The following is a 16253-nucleotide window of genomic DNA, read 5'->3' as shown; positions in this document are numbered from 1 at the left end:
ACTCGATTGAGCCAGTCAGGCATGGTTTGGTCCACGTTATTGTTTTATTCGCCCGAGTTCGTTGCAGTCGCGCACTTCCTGCATGGTTGCGGCCACGGCCACATTTTTCGTCGCGCTCGCGATCCCGCCACGCGACTAGCGCTCAGGCGGCCCCGGGTCCCTCAACAGGCAACCGCACGGCATGCTGCCGCGGGTTCCAATGTCGCCATGTTGCCGGAACCATCTCGATTTTTATTAGGCACCGGGTCCAATTAGACCTCGTCCCATATGGTTTCTATTTCGTTTCGGACTCGTCCTAATTTTTGCCATTCAGACGGTCGTCAGGACGCGTCGATACCGTGCCGGTGCGACCCGTTCGGGATCCTCGATCCCAGTTGAGTTCGTGCAGACGATGCGGTTGTTTGCCCTGGTTGTTCACCCGTGAAGCGATCCTGCCAAACTTTGATGAACGGCGAGAAATTTCGCAACACGTTTTTCCCGACCGAATGGTTTGCCGACGCACGTCGAGACGAAGCAGGCGTCGGGCTGAATTTTCGCAGCGAGACTGGCCAGCCCCGGCCAGTGTGTGGCAGGCCGTTCGACGTAAACACTTTTCATCGCTTTCGATGAAATTGTGTTGACAGCCTCTTCGGACACGCTATAATTGCGTTCTTTCGCGATGCAGCAACAAGCGAAACGTGCCCAGGTGGCGGAATTGGTAGACGCACTAGGTTCAGGTCCTAGCGGTGGCAACATCGTGGAGGTTCGAGTCCTCTCCTGGGCACCATCTGTTTTATAAAAAGGTCGGCTTCTAGCCGGCCTTTTTTCATTTCCGGCGCCGAAAATTCGCGTCAATCGCAAGATGGCGTCGCCGCACATGCAAGCGGCTCGCATGCCCCTCCTTCGCCCGACCGAACAGCGTGCTCAATTATTTTCGTTCGCGACCTGAAATTGTGTTGACAGCCTCTTCGGACACGCTATAATTGCGTTCTTTCGCGATGCAGCAACAAGCGAAACGTGCCCAGGTGGCGGAATTGGTAGACGCACTAGGTTCAGGTCCTAGCGGTGGCAACATCGTGGAGGTTCGAGTCCTCTCCTGGGCACCATCTGTTTTATAAAAAGGTCGGCTTCTAGCCGGCCTTTTTTCATTTCCGGCGCCGGAAACACACCTCCCCCATCACCGAGGGCAAACCAATCGCTTTGGTTTGCGCGCCCCGGCATGCGGCAAATCCGGCAACAACCCGGCGCCGCACGCTCGTACTCCCCCTCAAGCACCTGCGCCCGATTTTCTCGATCTCCGCGATCCATCCCCGATTCCAAACACCTCGCACCAACGTCCCGCTTCCACCGAAACCGGGATTTCCCTAGGCTGACACGCCGACGTGCGCGCGGTTAAATAAATCAACGTGATTTATTTAATGCGCTGCCAGACGGCGCACCATGGAAGGAGACGCCATGAGAAGCCCGCACTTCGGCCAGGGAAGCAACTCGGCCAACGTGCGCCGTTACAACGAGCGCCTGCTGCTGAAGACGCTGCGCCGCGCAGGCAGCGCGTCGAAGGCCGACCTCGCCCGCCTCGCGAGCATGACGGGTACGGCAGTCGGCAGCATCATCGCGTCGCTCGCCGATGCGAAGCTGATCGAATTCGCGGGCCGCACCGAAGGCCAGCGCGGCCAGCCGGCCTCGCTGATCCGCCTCGACCCGCGCGGCGCGTTCGGCATCGGCGTCCATCTCGACCGCATGCGCATCGAAACGGCGCTCGTCAACTTCGCCGGCGACGTGCTCGGCCGCCGCTCGCACGACACGCTGCTGCCACCGCCCGCCGATGTGCTCGAGATCGTCCGCCACGACATCGACGCGATGCAGGCGCTGCTCCCCGACCACGAGCGCGCCCGCCTGACCGGTATCGGCGTCGCCCAGCCCTACAACCTCGGCGCGTGGATGCGCGAACTCGGCCTCGCACCGGACACGTTCCGCGCGTGGGAAGACGTCGATTTCGCGGCCGACCTCGGTCGCATGTTGTCGCTTCCGGTGTTCGGCGAAAACGACGGCAACGCAGCCGCCATCGCCGAGCTGTTCTACGGATACGGCCGGCAGTGCGACGACTTCGTCTACCTGTTCATCGGGCCGGCCATCGGCGGCGGCATCGCGATCGACGGCGACTGCCTGCGCGGCGTGACCGGCAATGCAGGCGACATCGCCGTGATTCCCGTGCCGCCGAGCCGGCTGGCTTCCGCGCCGCCCCCACGCGGCCCGTGGGACATCCTGCTCGCGCGTGCATCGCTGCATGCGCTGGTGCGCCATCTGCGCCATCACGGTGAAACGGTCGACAACCGGGCCGATCTCGAAGCGTGCATCGCCCGCGGCCTGCCCGCCGTCGACGAATGGATCGACGATTGCGTCGACGCGCTGGCGCCGGCATTGCGCGCGGTGCTGTGCGTGGTCGACGCGCCGGTGGTCGTGCTCGACGCCGATACCGACGCGGGCCTGCTCGACGCGGTCACGACGCGCCTGCGCGCCGCGCTCGTGGCCACCGCGCCCGAAGCCCGCGGCACGCCGGTGCTCGTACGCGGCACGTTCGGCGCCGACGCCGGTGCGATCGGCGCGGCCACGCTGCCGATGTTCTTCAACTTCTCCCCGCGGGCCGGCATCCTCAAGGGCGCCCGCACCGACTCGCAGGAGGTCAACCATGTCGCGATCTGAGTCGCCCCGCCCGTTGCTCGAGATGCGCGGGATCAGCAAGACGTTCCCGGCCGTGCGCGCGCTCGACAACGTCAGCCTGACCGTCTATCCCGGCGAGATCCATTCGCTGATGGGCGAAAACGGCGCGGGCAAATCGACGCTGATGAAGATCCTGTCGGGCGCCTACCGCGCCGACGCCGGCGGCGAGATCCTGATCGACGGCGCCCGCATCGACATCGACGGCCCGCTTGCCGCGCGCGATGCAGGCGTCGCGGTGATCTACCAGGAACTGTGCCTGTCGCCGAACCTGAGCGTCGCGGAAAACATCTACATCGGCCGCGAACTGCGGCGCGGCAACCGGCGCTGGGGCACGATCGACCGCGCGGCGATGGCGCGCGGCTGCGAGGACGTGCTCGCGCGCCTGGGCGCATCGTTCGGGCCCGACACGCTCGTCGACACGCTGTCGATCGCGGAGCAGCAACTCGTCGAGATCGCACGCGCCGTGCACACCCGGGCGCGCATCCTCGTGATGGACGAGCCGACCACGCCGCTGTCGTCGCGCGAAACCGAGCACCTGTTCCGCCTGATCCGCCAGTTGCGCGAGGAAGGTCTCGCGATCATCTACATCAGCCACCGGATGGCGGAGATCTACGAGCTGTCCGACCGCGTGTCGGTGTTGCGCGACGGCGCGTACGTCGGCACGCTGGAGCGCGCATCGCTGTCGGCCGAGCGCCTCGTCGCGATGATGGTCGGCCGCGACATCTCCGGCTTCTACAAGAAGGAACACGCGCCGTACGACCCCGGCCACCTGCTGCTGTCGGTCCGCGACATCGCCGACGGCGCACGCGTGCGCGGCTGCAGTCTCGACCTGCACGCCGGCGAAGTGCTCGGCATCGCGGGGCTGGTCGGCGCAGGCCGCACCGAACTCGCGCGGCTGATCTTCGGCGCCGAACCGCGCGTGCGCGGCGACGTGAAGGTGGGCGAACGCACGTTCGGCGCGCACTCGCCGCGCGACGCGATCGATGCGGGCCTCGTCTACCTGACCGAAGACCGCAAGCGCCAGGGCCTGTTCCTCGACATGAGCGTGCGCGACAACATCAACATCTCGGTCTGCAACCGCGATGCGCGGCTCGGTGCACTCGATCTCGCGCGCGGCGCCGAACGCGCGCGGGACGCCATTGCGTCGCTGTCGATCCGCGTGCCGAACGCGAACGTCAACGTCGGCGCGCTGTCGGGCGGCAACCAGCAGAAAGTGTTGCTGTCGCGCCTGCTCGAAACGAAGCCGCGCGTGCTGATCCTCGACGAACCGACACGCGGCGTCGACATCGGCGCGAAATCCGAGATCTACCGGATCATCAACGAACTGGCCCGGGCCGGCGTGGGCGTGATCGTGATCTCGAGCGAACTGCCGGAGATCATCGGTGTCGCCGACCGCGTGCTCGTGATGCGCGAAGGCGAGATCGCCGGCGAACTCGGCGGCTACACGCAGACGCCCATCACGCAGGAAGCCATCATCGCGCTCGCCACCGGCTCGCAGGCCGAACTCGCCGACGCGCACTGAGCCTCGCCCTTTTCATTTCCTTCTTACATCCAGGTTACCGAAATGATCAACCCGACCAAGCAGCGGAACCTCGCTTCCGCGACGGCCCAGCCGGTGGCCACCCGCACGCCGCTGTTGCGCGGCGCCGATCAACGCGCCCGCATGCAGTCGCTGATCCGCACCGCCGGCATGCTGCCGGTGCTGCTGGTCCTGTGCATCGGCTTCGGCTTCCTGACCGACGGTTTCTTCACGCTGCAGAACCTGTCGATCGTCACGCAGCAGGCGTCGATCAACATCGTGCTGGCCGCCGGCATGACCTTCGTGATCCTGACGGGCGGCATCGACCTGTCGGTCGGCTCGGTGCTCGCCGCCGCGGCCGTCGCGGCGCTACTCGCGTCGACCATCCCGGGCTGGGGCTGGCTCGGCGTGCCGTTCGCGCTCCTCGTCGGCCTCGTGTTCGGCGCGATCAATGGCGGCCTGATCTCGTTCCTGCGCCTGCCGCCGTTCATCGTCACGCTCGGCGCGATGACGGCCGTGCGCGGCGTCGCGCGCCTGATCGGCAACGACACGACCGTGTTCAATCCGCAGTTGCCGTTCGCGTTCATCGGCAACGGCACGATCCTCGGCGTACCGTGGCTCGTCGTGATCGCGTGCGCGGTGATCGCGATCTCGTGGTTCATCCTGCGCCGCACGGTGCTCGGGATGCGCATCTATTCGGTCGGCGGCAATCCGGAAGCCGCGCGCCTGTCGGGCATCAACGTGCGGGCGATCCAGCTGTTCGTGTACGCGGCGTCGGGGCTGCTCGCCGGCCTCGGCGCGGTGATGTCGGCCGCACGGCTCTATGCGGCCAACGGCCTGCAGCTCGGCCAGTCGTACGAACTCGACGCGATCGCCGCGGTGATCCTCGGCGGCACGAGCTTCGTCGGCGGCGTCGGCTCGATCGTCGGCACGCTGATCGGCGCGCTGATCATCGCGGTGCTGACCAACGGGCTCGTGCTGCTCGGCGTGTCCGACATCTGGCAGTACATCATCAAGGGGCTCGTGATCATCGGCGCCGTCGCGCTCGACCGCTACCGCCAGCGCGATTCGGCGCGTACCTGAGCCCCTGCCCGTCCATTCAACCTGGCGGCGCAGGCCGATCCCTGCGCCCGCCCGCCAAGCCACTTCACGGAGACACCACGACATGTTCAAGCACAAAGCCGCCCTGACCGCCGTCGCCTGCGCGCTCGCCTTCGGCGCTTCCGCCGCGCACGCGGCCGACAAGCCGCTCAAATCGATCGGCGTCACGGTCGGGTCGCTCGGCAACCCGTACTTCGTCACGATCGTCAAGGGCGCCGAGGCGCGCGCCAGGCAGATCAACCCGAATGCGAAGGTCACGGCCGTATCGGCCGACTACGACCTGAACAAGCAGTTCACGCAGATCGACAACTTCATCTCCGCGCACGTCGACATGATCCTGCTCAACGCAACCGATCCGAAGGCGATCGAGCCGGCGGTGAAGAAGGCGCAGGCGGCCGGCATCACCGTCGTCGCGGTCGACGTCGCGGCAGCCGGCGCGAACGCGACCGTGCAGACCAACAACGTGAAGGCCGGCGAGCTGGCCTGCGACTACATCGCGAAGAAACTCAACGGCAAGGGCAACGTGATCATCGAGAACGGCCCGCAGGTGTCGGCCGTGATCGATCGCGTCAACGGCTGCAAGACCGTGCTCGCGAAAAGCGCCGGCATCAAGGTGCTGTCGAGCGACCAGGACGGCAAGGGCTCGCGTGAAGGCGGGATGAATGCGATGCAGGGCTACCTGACGCGCTTTCCGAAGCTCGACGCGGTGTTCACGATCAACGACCCGCAGGCGATCGGCAGCGATCTCGCCGCGAAGCAGCTGAACCGCCCGAACATCGTGATCACGTCGGTCGACGGCGCGCCCGATATCGAGGTCGCGCTCAAGTCGAATACGCTCGTGCAGGCGTCGTCGAGCCAGGACCCTTGGGCGATGGCGCAGCAGGCCGTCAACGTCGGCTACGGGATCATGAACGGCCAGAAGCCGGCCAACCCGATGATCCTGATCGAGCCGACGCTCATCACGCGCGACAACGTGAAGAGCTACAAGGGCTGGAGCACCCCGCGCTGATCGCGCCCCCGTCCGCCCGCGCTACCGGGCAGTGCCGGGCTGCGTCACTGCATGCGACGGCCCGCACTGCCCGCCTTTTCAGATCAATCGCTGCATCGCCGCGCACAGCGGCGCGGCACAAGGTTTCGACATGACGACGACGTTTCCTCGCCTGATCGTATTCGGCGAAGCATTGACCGATTTCATCCGCGACGACGCGCAGCACTGGCATAGCGTCGCCGGCGGCTCATGCTGGAACGTCGCGCGCGTCGGTGCGCGACTCGGCGTGCCGACGGCCTTCGCCGGCACGGTCAGCCGCGACACCTTCGGTGACGAGCTGATGCGCAAGAGCGCCGACGCGGGGCTCGACCTGCGCTTCATCCGGCAGGTCGATCGCGCGCCGCTGCTCGCGATGGTCGTATCGAAGCAGCCGCCCCACTACTTCTTCATCGGCGAGAACAGCGCCGATCTCGCATTCGATCCGGCGAACCTGCCCGCCGGCGCACTCGACGCGGCCGAGATCGTGCACGTCGGCTCGCTCGGCGTCGTGCGCGAGCCGCTGGCGTCGCGCCTGATCGACGTGGCGCAAGCGGCGCGCGCGGCCGGCAAGCGGATCTCGTTCGACCCGAACTTCCGTGCACCGATGGCCGCGCCGTCGTATCGCGACACGCTGCGCCGGCTGGCCGGGCTCGCCGACTGGATCAAGGTATCCGACGAGGATCTGCGTGGGCTGTTTCCCGAACTCGACGAAGCCGCCGCGCTCGCGCAATTGCGCGCGTGGGCACCGGACGCCGCGATGCTCGTCACGCGCGGCGCATCCGGCATGCAGCTCCTGCATCGCGACATCGTGCTGTTCCAGCCCGCGTTCCCGACCGAAGTGGCCGACACCGTCGGCTGCGGCGATGCCAGCATCGGCGGCTGGCTCGCGAGCCAGCTCGCGCGTCCCGATGCATCCGCCGCCGAGCATCTGCGCTACGCAGCCGCTTGCGCGGCCGTCGCCTGTGCGCATGCAGGCGCCTATGCGCCGACGGCGGCCGAAGTGACCGACATGATCGATCGCTCCGCCGACGCCGCGGTTTCGCCATAGCACTCACCGGCGCGGCGCCCCCGCGCCCCCGCGCCACGCCGTCACGCGGCGGTCGTGCCGTCGCTGCCGTCCGGCGGCATCCGGGCCTGCAGCAGTTGCAGGCTCTCGTCGACGCTCAGTTCGGACATTTCGTCGTCGTGCAGCGTATCGTCGGCCGCGCGGCGCAACGCATGCAGCGCGTGCACCTTGAGCCGCACGATCGCGAGCCGCAACCCGCGCGCCGTGCATTCGGCCGCGAACGTGCGCAACGATTCGATCGTCGTGCTGTCGACATCCGGCGTTTCCTCGAGGCTCAGCATCACGGTATGCGCGTCCGGCGCGGCCTTCATCAGCGCACGCACGCGGTTCAGCATCCGGTCCGCATTCGCGAAGAACAGTTGCGCCTCGGGCCGCACGATCAGCACACCCGGCACCGGCTTCGCGTCGGCATGGCTCGCCACGTCGACGAAATCGTGACTGTCGCGCAGCCTGCCGAGCACGCTGACGTTCGGCTCGGACAGCTTGCGCAGCGTCAGCAGCAGGCTCACGCCGATGGCCGCGAGCAACCCGTGCAGCACGCCGAGCACGAGCACCGCGAGCAGCGCGGCGATCACGACGAGGCGATCGCGATGCCAGGCCCAGTACGGCCGGAATACCGACGGATGCAGCGAGTGGCTGACCGCGAAGATCACGATCGCCGCGAGCACGGGCTCCGGCGTGCGCGCGAGCTGCGGCAGCAGCAGCCAGACGATCAGCGCGACCACGCCCGCCGCCCACAGGCCGGCAAAGCGCGACTGCGCGCCGGCCGCTTCGTTCGCCGAGGTCGCCGAATAGCCGGCGCCGACCGGCATCCCGCGCAGCAGGCCCGACACGAGGTTCGCGCAGCCGAGCGCGACGAGGTCGCGGTTCGGCGACACGCTGTCGCCATGCTTCAGCGCGAAGTTGCGGATCGACCCGTACGATTCCGCGTACAGGATCAGCATCAGCGCGAACGCAAGTTCGACGGTCTGCATCCACGCGTTGCGGTCGAGGGTCGGCAGGCCGAACTCGATATGCTTGAAATCGATATGGCCGACGATCGCGATCCCGTATCGCTGCCAGTCGATCGCGTAGCCGGCCGCGATCGACAGCACGATCACGACGAGCGTCGCGGGCACGCGCGAGCTGCGCCCAAGCGTGAACAGCAACGCCAGGGCAATGGCGCCGAGCACGACGCTCGCGAGATTCGCGTGCGGCGCGCCGGTGATCAGGTCGAGCGCGACATGCGGCGCATCGCTGTGCTGCACCGAAATCGCGAGGATCTTCGGCAACTGCTTGATGACGATCGTCAGTGCGAGGCCGAACGTGAAGCCGCGCAGCACCGGCCGTGCGACGAAGTCCGACATGCCGCCGAGCCGCGCGGCACCGGCCAGGATGAACAGCACGCCCGTCATCGCGACGAGCGCCGCCGCGAGCGCGAGCTGCGCGGCGAGCGCCATCCCCGACTCCGCGAGCACGGTCGCCGCAAGCACGGCGGCCGACGACGACGTCGACGACACGATCGCGAAGCGGCTGCTGCCGGTGAGCGCATAGACGACGAGCCCCGACAGCAACGCGATGAGACCGGCCTGCGGCGGCAGGTTCGCCAGCCCCGCGTACGCGACCGCCTCGGGGATCAGCAGGCCTGCGATCGACAGGCCGGCCAGCGCATCGAGGCCGATGCGTCGCGTGGGCGGCGGCGAAGCCGTGTCGAGCGCGGCGAAATGGTCGGCATGCTGCGGGCCGGCATCGGGGCGGATCGGGGCGGTCGTCATGAGGCGATCAGGGCTTGACGGCGATGACGCCCGACCAGCCGGGCAGATAGCGTGCATCCTGGTCGTGCGCGCGATGCAGTGCGATGTCGAGCGCCTTCGCGAAATTCTTGCGGATCTGGTCGAGCGACACGTGCTGGCGCAGGTAGTCGGCCCACAGGAATTCGCTGAATGGCGTCGCATCCTTCGCATAGCCGCCTGCCGTGCGCAGCTCGCCGGCAAGGCTGCGGTACGGATCGTCCACGAGCCCGGTCAGCGCCTTCGGCAGATTCGCGTAGTCGCGACGCGTGCCGTCCGCGCCGAACGGATGCACCCACTGGTTGTGTTCCATCATCCGCCAGAAGATCGTGTCGTCGAGCCACGACAGGTCCTTCAGCAGCATCGCGTTCACGCGAGCCTCGCCTTCCTCGATCAGCGCGAGGCCGAGGTGGTGGTGATCGGTGATGTAGTGCAGCCCGCCCGGGCCGAGCACGGCCGGAAACCAGTGCGATTCGATCGCGGCCTTGCGTGCCCGCTTGTTGAGCGCCTTCCAGTGCTTGCGCTTCGCCTTGACTTCGCGATAGCCGACCGTCATCTGCGTGGGACGCAGTTCTTCAAGCTTGACGGGAATCAGGTGAACATCGTTGCCGAGAGCCATGGTCGTACCCCATGTTGCGAAATTCCGGCAACGATACTCCTGAACACGCGAGCCGTTAATACGTCATGACCTCGATACGCCTGCGGTTGACGATCTCTGACAACCGCCCGACGCCCTCGCCCACGCACGACGCCGCGCTACGCGCGCAGATCGTTGCGTTCGAGACGATGCCGAATGTAAGGAATGCCATCGTGCACGACGCTCACACGGCGCATCCCGAGCTTGCGCGCGACATTCAGCGAACCGCTGTTCGCCTCGGCGATATCGGCGATCACGCGCGGCAGCCGCACGGTGTCGAACGCGTGACGCACGACGGCCGCCGCGGCTTCGCTCGCGATGCCGCGCCCCCATGTCGCACGCACCAGCCGCCAGCCGATCTCGACGTCGCGCGCGCCGTCCGCATAGTCGGGAATCAGCAGGATCCAGCCGACGAACGCATCGGGGGCGGCCTTCTCGAAGATCGACCAGTAGCCCAGGCCCGGCGGATAGTCGCACGTGATCCGGTGCGTGACGAAACGCCGATGCTCGACGGGATCGTGCCACGGGCCCGCGATGTGCCGCGTGACCTCGGGATCGCGATCCATCGCGAGGCATGCGTCGAGATCGGCCAGCACACGCGGACGCAGCCACAGCCGCGCAGTCTCGAGCACGGGCAGCGTGGCGGCGGAACGTTCGGTCATCTGGACTCCTGATTCGGTGACGATGCGCACCGGGCGCATTACAAAACAGCTACAAACAGCCTTCCGGAATGATACAGAGGCCTGTCGCCGGTCTGGTGCGACGGCATTGCCATTTCCGAAACAGTTCATTTCCTAGGGATTATTCCCGATTCGACGTTATCGCGCCCCACATCGTCCGGCGCCGCCGCCTACACTCGATCCATGCCCCCGCACCGCGCGCAGGCCGGGCCGGCATCCGCATCCACAACGTGAGCGCGCAAGCCAACGAGGAGACCTCGGACATGAGCTGGACCCGCGAACAACGCAACGTCACGATCGCCGCCTACCTCGGCTGGACACTCGATGCGTTCGATTTCTTCCTGATGGTGTTCGTGCTGAAGGACATCGCCGCCGAATTCGGGTCGACGATTCCCGCCGTCGCGTTCGCGCTCACCCTGACGCTCGCGATGCGCCCGCTCGGCGCACTGATCTTCGGCCGGCTCGCCGATCGCTTCGGCCGCCGCCCGACGCTGATGGTCAACATCGCGTGCTACTCGCTGCTCGAGCTCGCATCGGGTTTCGCGCCGAGCCTGACCGCGCTGCTCGTGCTGCGCGCGTTGTTCGGCGTCGCGATGGGCGGCGAATGGGGGGTCGGCTCGGCACTGACGATGGAAACCGTGCCGACCCATGCGCGTGGCTTCGTGTCGGGGCTGCTGCAGGCCGGCTATCCGAGCGGCTACCTGCTCGCGTCCGTCGTGTTCGGCCTGTTCTACCAGTACATCGGCTGGCGCGGCATGTTCATGGTCGGCGTGCTGCCCGCGCTGCTCGTGCTGTACGTGCGTGCACACGTACCCGAATCGCCGGCATGGAAGCAGATGGAAAAGCGCCCGCGCCCAAGCCTGGGCTCCACACTGAAGCAGAACTGGAAGCTCACGATCTACGCAATCGTGCTGATGACCGCGTTCAATTTCTTCTCGCACGGCACGCAGGATCTCTATCCGACGTTCCTGCGCGAACAGCATCACTTCGATCCGCATACCGTGTCGTGGATCACGATCGTGCTGAACATCGGCGCCATCGTCGGCGGCCTGTCGTTCGGCGCGATCTCGGAGCGGATCGGGCGGCGTCGCGCCATCTTCATCGCCGCGTTGATCGCCCTGCCCGTGCTGCCGCTGTGGGCGTTCTCGAGCGGCCCGGTTGCCCTCGCCGCGGGGGCGTTCCTGATGCAGATCTCGGTGCAGGGTGCGTGGGGCGTGATCCCGGTTCACCTGAACGAGATCTCGCCCGACGAGATCCGCGCGACCTTCCCCGGCGTCGTCTACCAGCTCGGCAACCTGCTCGCGTCGGGCAACGCGACGATGCAGGCGTCGCTCGCCGTTTCGCACAACAACAATTACAGCTTCGCGCTCGCGCTCGTGGCCGGCACCGTCGCCGTCGTGATCGCCGTGCTGATCCTGTTCAGCCGCGAGCGGCGCGGCATCGACATGACGCAATCGGTCAATACGCGTAGCACGGTCGGCTGAACCCGCACATTGCCGCATCGCATCATCGCGCGTGCCCCGTCCCGCCGAGGGCACGCGCAATACTTTCCGCATTCGCACATCGAACTAGAGGAATTGGTCCAGATTCCCCGCTTGCCCGCTCGGTGCGCGATTTTTTATCTTAATAAAAACGGCTGTTTGAATCAGACAAACAAATCACCAGTTCGCGGCCGGGCGACCGGCATGGGAGGCGGGACATGGCAGTAAGTCAGGAGGGGCGGCCATCCGCGGGACGGCCGTCCGGGGCACGGTCATCCGGCACGCGGCAGACCGGCGGGACGAAGGCGCGCATCCTCGATGCGGCCGAGGACCTGTTCATCGAGCATGGCTTCGAGGCGATGTCGATGCGCCAGATCACCTCGCGCGCGGCGGTCAACCTCGCCGCGGTCAACTACCACTTCGGCAGCAAGGAAGCGCTGATCCACGCGATGCTGTCGCGTCGGCTCGACCAGCTCAACCAGGAGCGCCTGGGCATCCTCGACCGCTTCGATGCGCAACTCGGCACGCACATCACCTGCGAGCACGTGCTCGGCGCGATGTTCATTCCCGCGCTGAAGGCCTCGCGCAATCCCGAACGCGGCGGGCCCGGCTTCCTGCGCCTGATCGGCCGTGCGTACACCGATCCGTCGCCGTTCGTGCGCAACTTCCTGACCGCGCACTACGCGAGCGTCGCGGGCCGCTTCTTCGACGCGTTCCAGCGCGCGTTGCCGCACCTGCCGCGCACGGAGCTCGGCTGGCGGCTGCACTTCGCGATCGGCGCGCTGTCCGGCGCGCTCGCGGGCGCCGAAACGGAAAGCCTGATCGACGAGTTCTCGCAAGGCCGCACGATGAACGACGTGCAGATGATCGCGCGACTGTCGTCGCTGATCGTCGCCGCGCTGAAAGCGCCGATGCCCGACAGCGCGCAACTGTCGATCTTCGCGGCCGTGCTCGACGATGCGGGGGCCAGCGAAGCGTTCGGGCTGCCGCAGTCGGCTGCGCCCGCCGTCGATACGGCGACGCTGCATTCCACGAACTGAGCGCGCGAGGCCACGCGCCGCTTCCTGTTCACGATTTGATTGAAACGCGCGGTCGCGCGGGGCGTCGAGGCGCCCCGTCGATCGACCGTGCGGCACGGGGCACGGGCCGGCGCCGAAGCGCCCGCCTTCGCCGAGAGCAAAGACCGGAGACTCGTCATGTCATCTTCCGCAGCAACCGCAGCGGCCCAGGTTCCGCCGAACACCGACGGCATCTGGTACGCGTCATACCCGCCCGGCGTCCCGCACGAGATCGACGTCACGCAGTACGCATCGCTCGTGCAGTTCTTCGACGAATGCACGAGCCGCTTCGCCGAGCGCGTCGCCTACGTGAGCGCAGGCGCATCGATGACCTATCGCACGCTCGCGCAGAAGGTCGACGCGTTCGCGTCTTACCTGCAAGGCATCGGCATCAAGCCCGGCGACCGCGTCGCGATCATGCTGCCGAACACGTTCCAGTACCCGGTCGCACTGTTCGGCACGCTGAAGGCCGGCGCGATCGTCGTCAACGTCAATCCGCTCTATACCGTGCGCGAACTCGCGCACCAGCTGAAGGACAGCGGCGCGCAGACGATCGTCGTATTCGAGAACTTCGCGCGCACGCTGCAAGACGCGCTGCCGGAAACGCAGGTGAAGAACATCGTCGTCACCGCGCTCGGCGACCTGCTCGCCGACGGCTTGAACGCGAAAGGACGCCTGATCAATTTCGTGCTGAAGCACGTGAAGAAGCTCGTGCCGACCTACCACCTGCCGCAGGCCATCCGGTTGCGCTCGGCGCTTGCGCTCGGAGCCCGCGGCAAGCCGCAGCCGGTGCCGATCACGCGCGACGACCTCGCGTTCCTGCAATACACGGGCGGCACGACCGGCGTCGCGAAAGGCGCGATGCTCACGCACGGCAACCTGATCGCGAACCTGCTGCAGGCGAAGGCCTGGATCGCCGACCAGGTCTCGGGCGACGTCGAAACCGTGCTCACGCCGCTGCCGCTGTATCACATCTATTCGTTGACGGTGAACGCCTTCATCTTCATGGGGCTCGGCGGGCGCAACATCCTGATCGCGAACCCGCGCGACATGACGATGGTGATGAAGATCATCCGCAACGAGACGTTCACCGGGATCACCGGCATCAACACGCTGTACAACGCGTTCCTCGACAACGAGGAATTCCGCAAGCGCGATTTCTCGAAGCTGAAGCTCGCGATGGCCGGCGGGATGGCGATGCAGCGCGCGGTCGCGGAGCGCTTCCAGCAGGTGACGGGCCGGCCGGTCGTCGAGGGCTACGGCCTGACCGAGTGCTCGCCGATCGTCACGATGAACCCCGTCGACCTGAACGACATGGCCGCGTTCAGCGGTTCGATCGGCCTGCCCGCGCCGTCCACCGTCGTGCGCTTTCGTCGCGAGGACGGCACCTGGGCGCCCGTCGGCGAACCCGGCGAGCTGTGCGTGCATGGTCCGCAGGTGATGCGCGGCTACTGGCTGCGCCCCGACGAGACGGCCAAGGTAATCGACGCCGACGGCTGGCTCGGCACCGGCGACATCGGCGTGATGGACGAACGCGGCTTCATCCGCCTGATCGACCGCAAGAAGGACATGATCCTCGTGTCGGGCTTCAACGTGTATCCGAACGAGATCGAGGAAGTGCTGGTGATGCATCCGGGCATCAGCGAAGCCGCGGCGATCGGCATTCCCGACGAGGTGCAGGGTGAACGGATCAAGGTGTTCGTCGTGCGCCGCGACCCGTCGCTGACGGTCGACGACGTGCTCGCGCACTGCCGCAAGAACCTGACCGGCTACAAGATGCCGAAATTCGTCGAGTTCCGCGACGCGCTGCCGCAGACGAACGTCGGCAAGATCCTGCGCCGTGCATTGCGCGACGAGGAACTCGCCAAAATCAAGGCCACGAAGCAAGGCTGAACGATCCATCGCCCCGGGAGACGCCGTCGATGAACGAAGGAAAGAAGCGCCACGCGCGGCATGCCGCCGCCGTGGCAGTCGCGTGCATGCTGTCGCTCGCCCAGACTGGCCTGCATGCGCAGGAAGCGGCCAGCGCCGCGGGCGCGACGCAGGAGGTCGCCCTGCCGGCCGATCTCGCGAAAATCACCCGCGAGCCGGTCGCGCAGCAGGCACGCTGGCTGCGCACGGCCGCGCAGCGCGGCACGCTCGCGCAACTCGATGACGCGACGCTCACCACGCTCTTCAAGGCGCTCGATCCGCTCGCCGTGCCGCTCTATATCCGTAACGGTCCCAACGGCTATCCGTCCTACCAGTTCACGATGGTGCGCCAGGAACGCATCAGCGGAAAATGGTCCGATACGCCCGACCGCATGCTCGTGAAGACCACCCGCGAGCCGCTGCGCGTCTATGCGAAATGGCTGCCGGGCGGCGCGCACGCCGGACAGGAGACCATCTACGACACGACGCAGCGCAAGAACGAGATGTACGGCCACCTCGGCGGCCTGCTCGGCAAGATTCCGCTGTGGACGGCCATCGACGGCGCACTCGCGCGCGCCCAGTCGAATCACCAGGTGAAGGATCTCGGCACCGAATTCATCACGAACCTGTACCTGACCGAAGGGAAGAAATATCTGGAAGCCGGCGTGCAGCGGCCGACCAATGTGGAAGCCAGAACGATCAACGGCGTGCGCGTCGTTACGCTCACCTACGAAACACCGACCGGCCGGCCGCAGTTCTATGCGAAGAAGGAAGTTTTGGGGCTCGACCTGCACGCGCCCTATTTCCGGACCGTCGAGTCGTATGACAACGACGGCAAGATCTTCGAGCGGATCGTCATCGAGAAAATTGCCCCGGCGCCGCTCGACGACACCGCATTCGACCCGAAAAACCCCGACTACGCGTTCTGATGCGCGCCGGCGGGGCTGGCCTCGGGCTCAATCGTCATCGTCGTCGCCGTGGTGCCGGCGCCAATGCTTGTAATAGTGCTTGCGCCACTTGCGATAGCGGTCGTCGTCGTCATCGCCGTAGTAGCCGTATCCGTAGCCTGGATAGGCGACCACGGCAGGTTGCGGCGCCACATAGACCGGGGCCGGCTCGACATAGACCGGTGCGACCGGTACGCCGATGCCGACGGACAGGTCGACATGCCCCGCCATCGCACTGCCCGAAGCCAGCAACGCCACGCTCCCGACCCACCCTGCCCATCGTCTCTTGTTCATGTTCTGAATCCCTGATATGCCGGCCCGCCCGGCTCGCGCGACTAAAGTAAACGTCGCGCGCGA

13 protein-coding genes and 2 tRNA genes are annotated in these 16253 nt (G+C 66.5%); 11 read left to right on the top strand and 4 right to left on the bottom strand.

The window, feature by feature from the left end:
* Positions 1-679: 679 nt before the first annotated feature.
* The 7 genes from CFB45_RS08415 to CFB45_RS08385 all read left to right on the top strand — a co-directional run bounded on the left by CFB45_RS08415 (position 680) and on the right by CFB45_RS08385 (position 7395).
* Positions 680-766: transfer RNA gene (locus tag CFB45_RS08415), tRNA-Leu, on the top strand.
* Between the two features lie 232 nt (positions 767-998).
* Positions 999-1085: transfer RNA gene (locus CFB45_RS08410), tRNA-Leu, on the top strand.
* Positions 1086-1434: 349 nt separating this feature from the next.
* A complete protein-coding gene (locus tag CFB45_RS08405) occupies positions 1435-2682 on the top strand; it encodes an ROK family protein (RefSeq protein WP_089425905.1) in 1248 nt (415 codons plus the stop codon).
* Positions 2669-4222 (top strand): sugar ABC transporter ATP-binding protein, encoded by a 1554-nt coding sequence (locus CFB45_RS08400; protein WP_089425244.1) that lies wholly within the window; start codon positions 2669-2671, stop codon positions 4220-4222. The genes CFB45_RS08405 and CFB45_RS08400 overlap by 14 nt, the downstream gene beginning before the upstream one ends.
* Before the next feature lie 42 nt (positions 4223-4264).
* Positions 4265-5302, top strand: a complete 1038-nt coding sequence (locus CFB45_RS08395; RefSeq protein ID WP_039358899.1) for an ABC transporter permease subunit — start codon at positions 4265-4267, stop codon at positions 5300-5302.
* A gap of 82 nt (positions 5303-5384) precedes the next feature.
* The gene (locus CFB45_RS08390; RefSeq protein WP_089425243.1) at positions 5385-6329 is read left to right on the top strand and encodes an ABC transporter substrate-binding protein; all 945 of its coding nucleotides are present in this window, start codon (positions 5385-5387) and stop codon (positions 6327-6329) included.
* A gap of 130 nt (positions 6330-6459) precedes the next feature.
* Positions 6460-7395 (top strand): carbohydrate kinase family protein, encoded by a 936-nt coding sequence (locus CFB45_RS08385; protein WP_089425904.1) that lies wholly within the window; start codon positions 6460-6462, stop codon positions 7393-7395.
* A 41-nt stretch (positions 7396-7436) separates the two neighbouring features.
* Here the strand turns inward: CFB45_RS08385 and CFB45_RS08380 are convergent, their stop codons facing one another.
* The 3 genes from CFB45_RS08380 to CFB45_RS08370 form a co-directional block, all read right to left on the bottom strand.
* Positions 7437-9167 carry a SulP family inorganic anion transporter gene (locus tag CFB45_RS08380; RefSeq protein ID WP_089425242.1) on the bottom strand — a complete coding sequence of 577 codons (1731 nt, stop codon included), beginning with the start codon at positions 9165-9167 and terminating at the stop codon, positions 7437-7439.
* Between the two features lie 7 nt (positions 9168-9174).
* Entirely contained in the window at positions 9175-9801 is a 627-nt protein-coding gene (locus CFB45_RS08375; protein ID WP_089425241.1) for a ParB-like protein, read from the bottom strand.
* 137 nt (positions 9802-9938) lie between these two features.
* The gene (locus tag CFB45_RS08370) at positions 9939-10481 is read right to left on the bottom strand and encodes a GNAT family N-acetyltransferase (RefSeq protein WP_089425903.1); all 543 of its coding nucleotides are present in this window, start codon (positions 10479-10481) and stop codon (positions 9939-9941) included.
* A gap of 281 nt (positions 10482-10762) precedes the next feature.
* Here CFB45_RS08370 and CFB45_RS08365 point away from each other — a divergent pair, with 281 nt between their 5' ends.
* From CFB45_RS08365 to CFB45_RS08350, 4 genes are all read left to right on the top strand, one after another.
* The gene (locus CFB45_RS08365; protein WP_089425902.1) at positions 10763-11983 is read left to right on the top strand and encodes an MFS transporter; all 1221 of its coding nucleotides are present in this window, start codon (positions 10763-10765) and stop codon (positions 11981-11983) included.
* A gap of 215 nt (positions 11984-12198) precedes the next feature.
* A complete protein-coding gene (locus CFB45_RS08360; RefSeq protein WP_089425240.1) occupies positions 12199-13020 on the top strand; it encodes a TetR/AcrR family transcriptional regulator in 822 nt (273 codons plus the stop codon).
* A 156-nt stretch (positions 13021-13176) separates the two neighbouring features.
* Entirely contained in the window at positions 13177-14931 is a 1755-nt protein-coding gene (locus tag CFB45_RS08355) for an AMP-binding protein (RefSeq protein WP_089425239.1), read from the top strand.
* A 29-nt stretch (positions 14932-14960) separates the two neighbouring features.
* Positions 14961-15878 carry a DUF1571 domain-containing protein gene (locus CFB45_RS08350; protein ID WP_089425238.1) on the top strand — a complete coding sequence of 306 codons (918 nt, stop codon included), beginning with the start codon at positions 14961-14963 and terminating at the stop codon, positions 15876-15878.
* 27 nt (positions 15879-15905) lie between these two features.
* Here the strand turns inward: CFB45_RS08350 and CFB45_RS08345 are convergent, their stop codons facing one another.
* The gene (locus tag CFB45_RS08345) at positions 15906-16190 is read right to left on the bottom strand and encodes a hypothetical protein (RefSeq protein ID WP_089425237.1); all 285 of its coding nucleotides are present in this window, start codon (positions 16188-16190) and stop codon (positions 15906-15908) included.
* Positions 16191-16253: the final 63 nt, after the last annotated feature.

The organism is Burkholderia sp. HI2500, from assembly GCF_002223055.1.
GTDB lineage: Bacteria > Pseudomonadota > Gammaproteobacteria > Burkholderiales > Burkholderiaceae > Burkholderia.
This window is presented reverse-complemented; position numbering and strand designations above follow the sequence as displayed.

What these genes read in the sequence shown, in the direction of transcription:
- CFB45_RS08405 (WP_089425905.1), top strand. Translation starts at nt 1,435, where the DNA reads ATGAGAAGCCCGCACTTCGGCCAGGGAAGCAACTCGGCCAACGTGCGC.
- CFB45_RS08400 (WP_089425244.1), top strand. Translation starts at nt 2,669, where the DNA reads ATGTCGCGATCTGAGTCGCCCCGCCCGTTGCTCGAGATGCGCGGGATC.
- CFB45_RS08395 (WP_039358899.1), top strand. Translation starts at nt 4,265, where the DNA reads ATGATCAACCCGACCAAGCAGCGGAACCTCGCTTCCGCGACGGCCCAG.
- CFB45_RS08390 (WP_089425243.1), top strand. Translation starts at nt 5,385, where the DNA reads ATGTTCAAGCACAAAGCCGCCCTGACCGCCGTCGCCTGCGCGCTCGCC.
- CFB45_RS08385 (WP_089425904.1), top strand. Translation starts at nt 6,460, where the DNA reads ATGACGACGACGTTTCCTCGCCTGATCGTATTCGGCGAAGCATTGACC.
- CFB45_RS08380 (WP_089425242.1), bottom strand. Translation starts at nt 9,167, where the DNA reads ATGACGACCGCCCCGATCCGCCCCGATGCCGGCCCGCAGCATGCCGAC.
- CFB45_RS08375 (WP_089425241.1), bottom strand. Translation starts at nt 9,801, where the DNA reads ATGGCTCTCGGCAACGATGTTCACCTGATTCCCGTCAAGCTTGAAGAA.
- CFB45_RS08370 (WP_089425903.1), bottom strand. Translation starts at nt 10,481, where the DNA reads ATGACCGAACGTTCCGCCGCCACGCTGCCCGTGCTCGAGACTGCGCGG.
- CFB45_RS08365 (WP_089425902.1), top strand. Translation starts at nt 10,763, where the DNA reads ATGAGCTGGACCCGCGAACAACGCAACGTCACGATCGCCGCCTACCTC.
- CFB45_RS08360 (WP_089425240.1), top strand. Translation starts at nt 12,199, where the DNA reads ATGGCAGTAAGTCAGGAGGGGCGGCCATCCGCGGGACGGCCGTCCGGG.
- CFB45_RS08355 (WP_089425239.1), top strand. Translation starts at nt 13,177, where the DNA reads ATGTCATCTTCCGCAGCAACCGCAGCGGCCCAGGTTCCGCCGAACACC.
- CFB45_RS08350 (WP_089425238.1), top strand. Translation starts at nt 14,961, where the DNA reads ATGAACGAAGGAAAGAAGCGCCACGCGCGGCATGCCGCCGCCGTGGCA.
- CFB45_RS08345 (WP_089425237.1), bottom strand. Translation starts at nt 16,190, where the DNA reads ATGAACAAGAGACGATGGGCAGGGTGGGTCGGGAGCGTGGCGTTGCTG.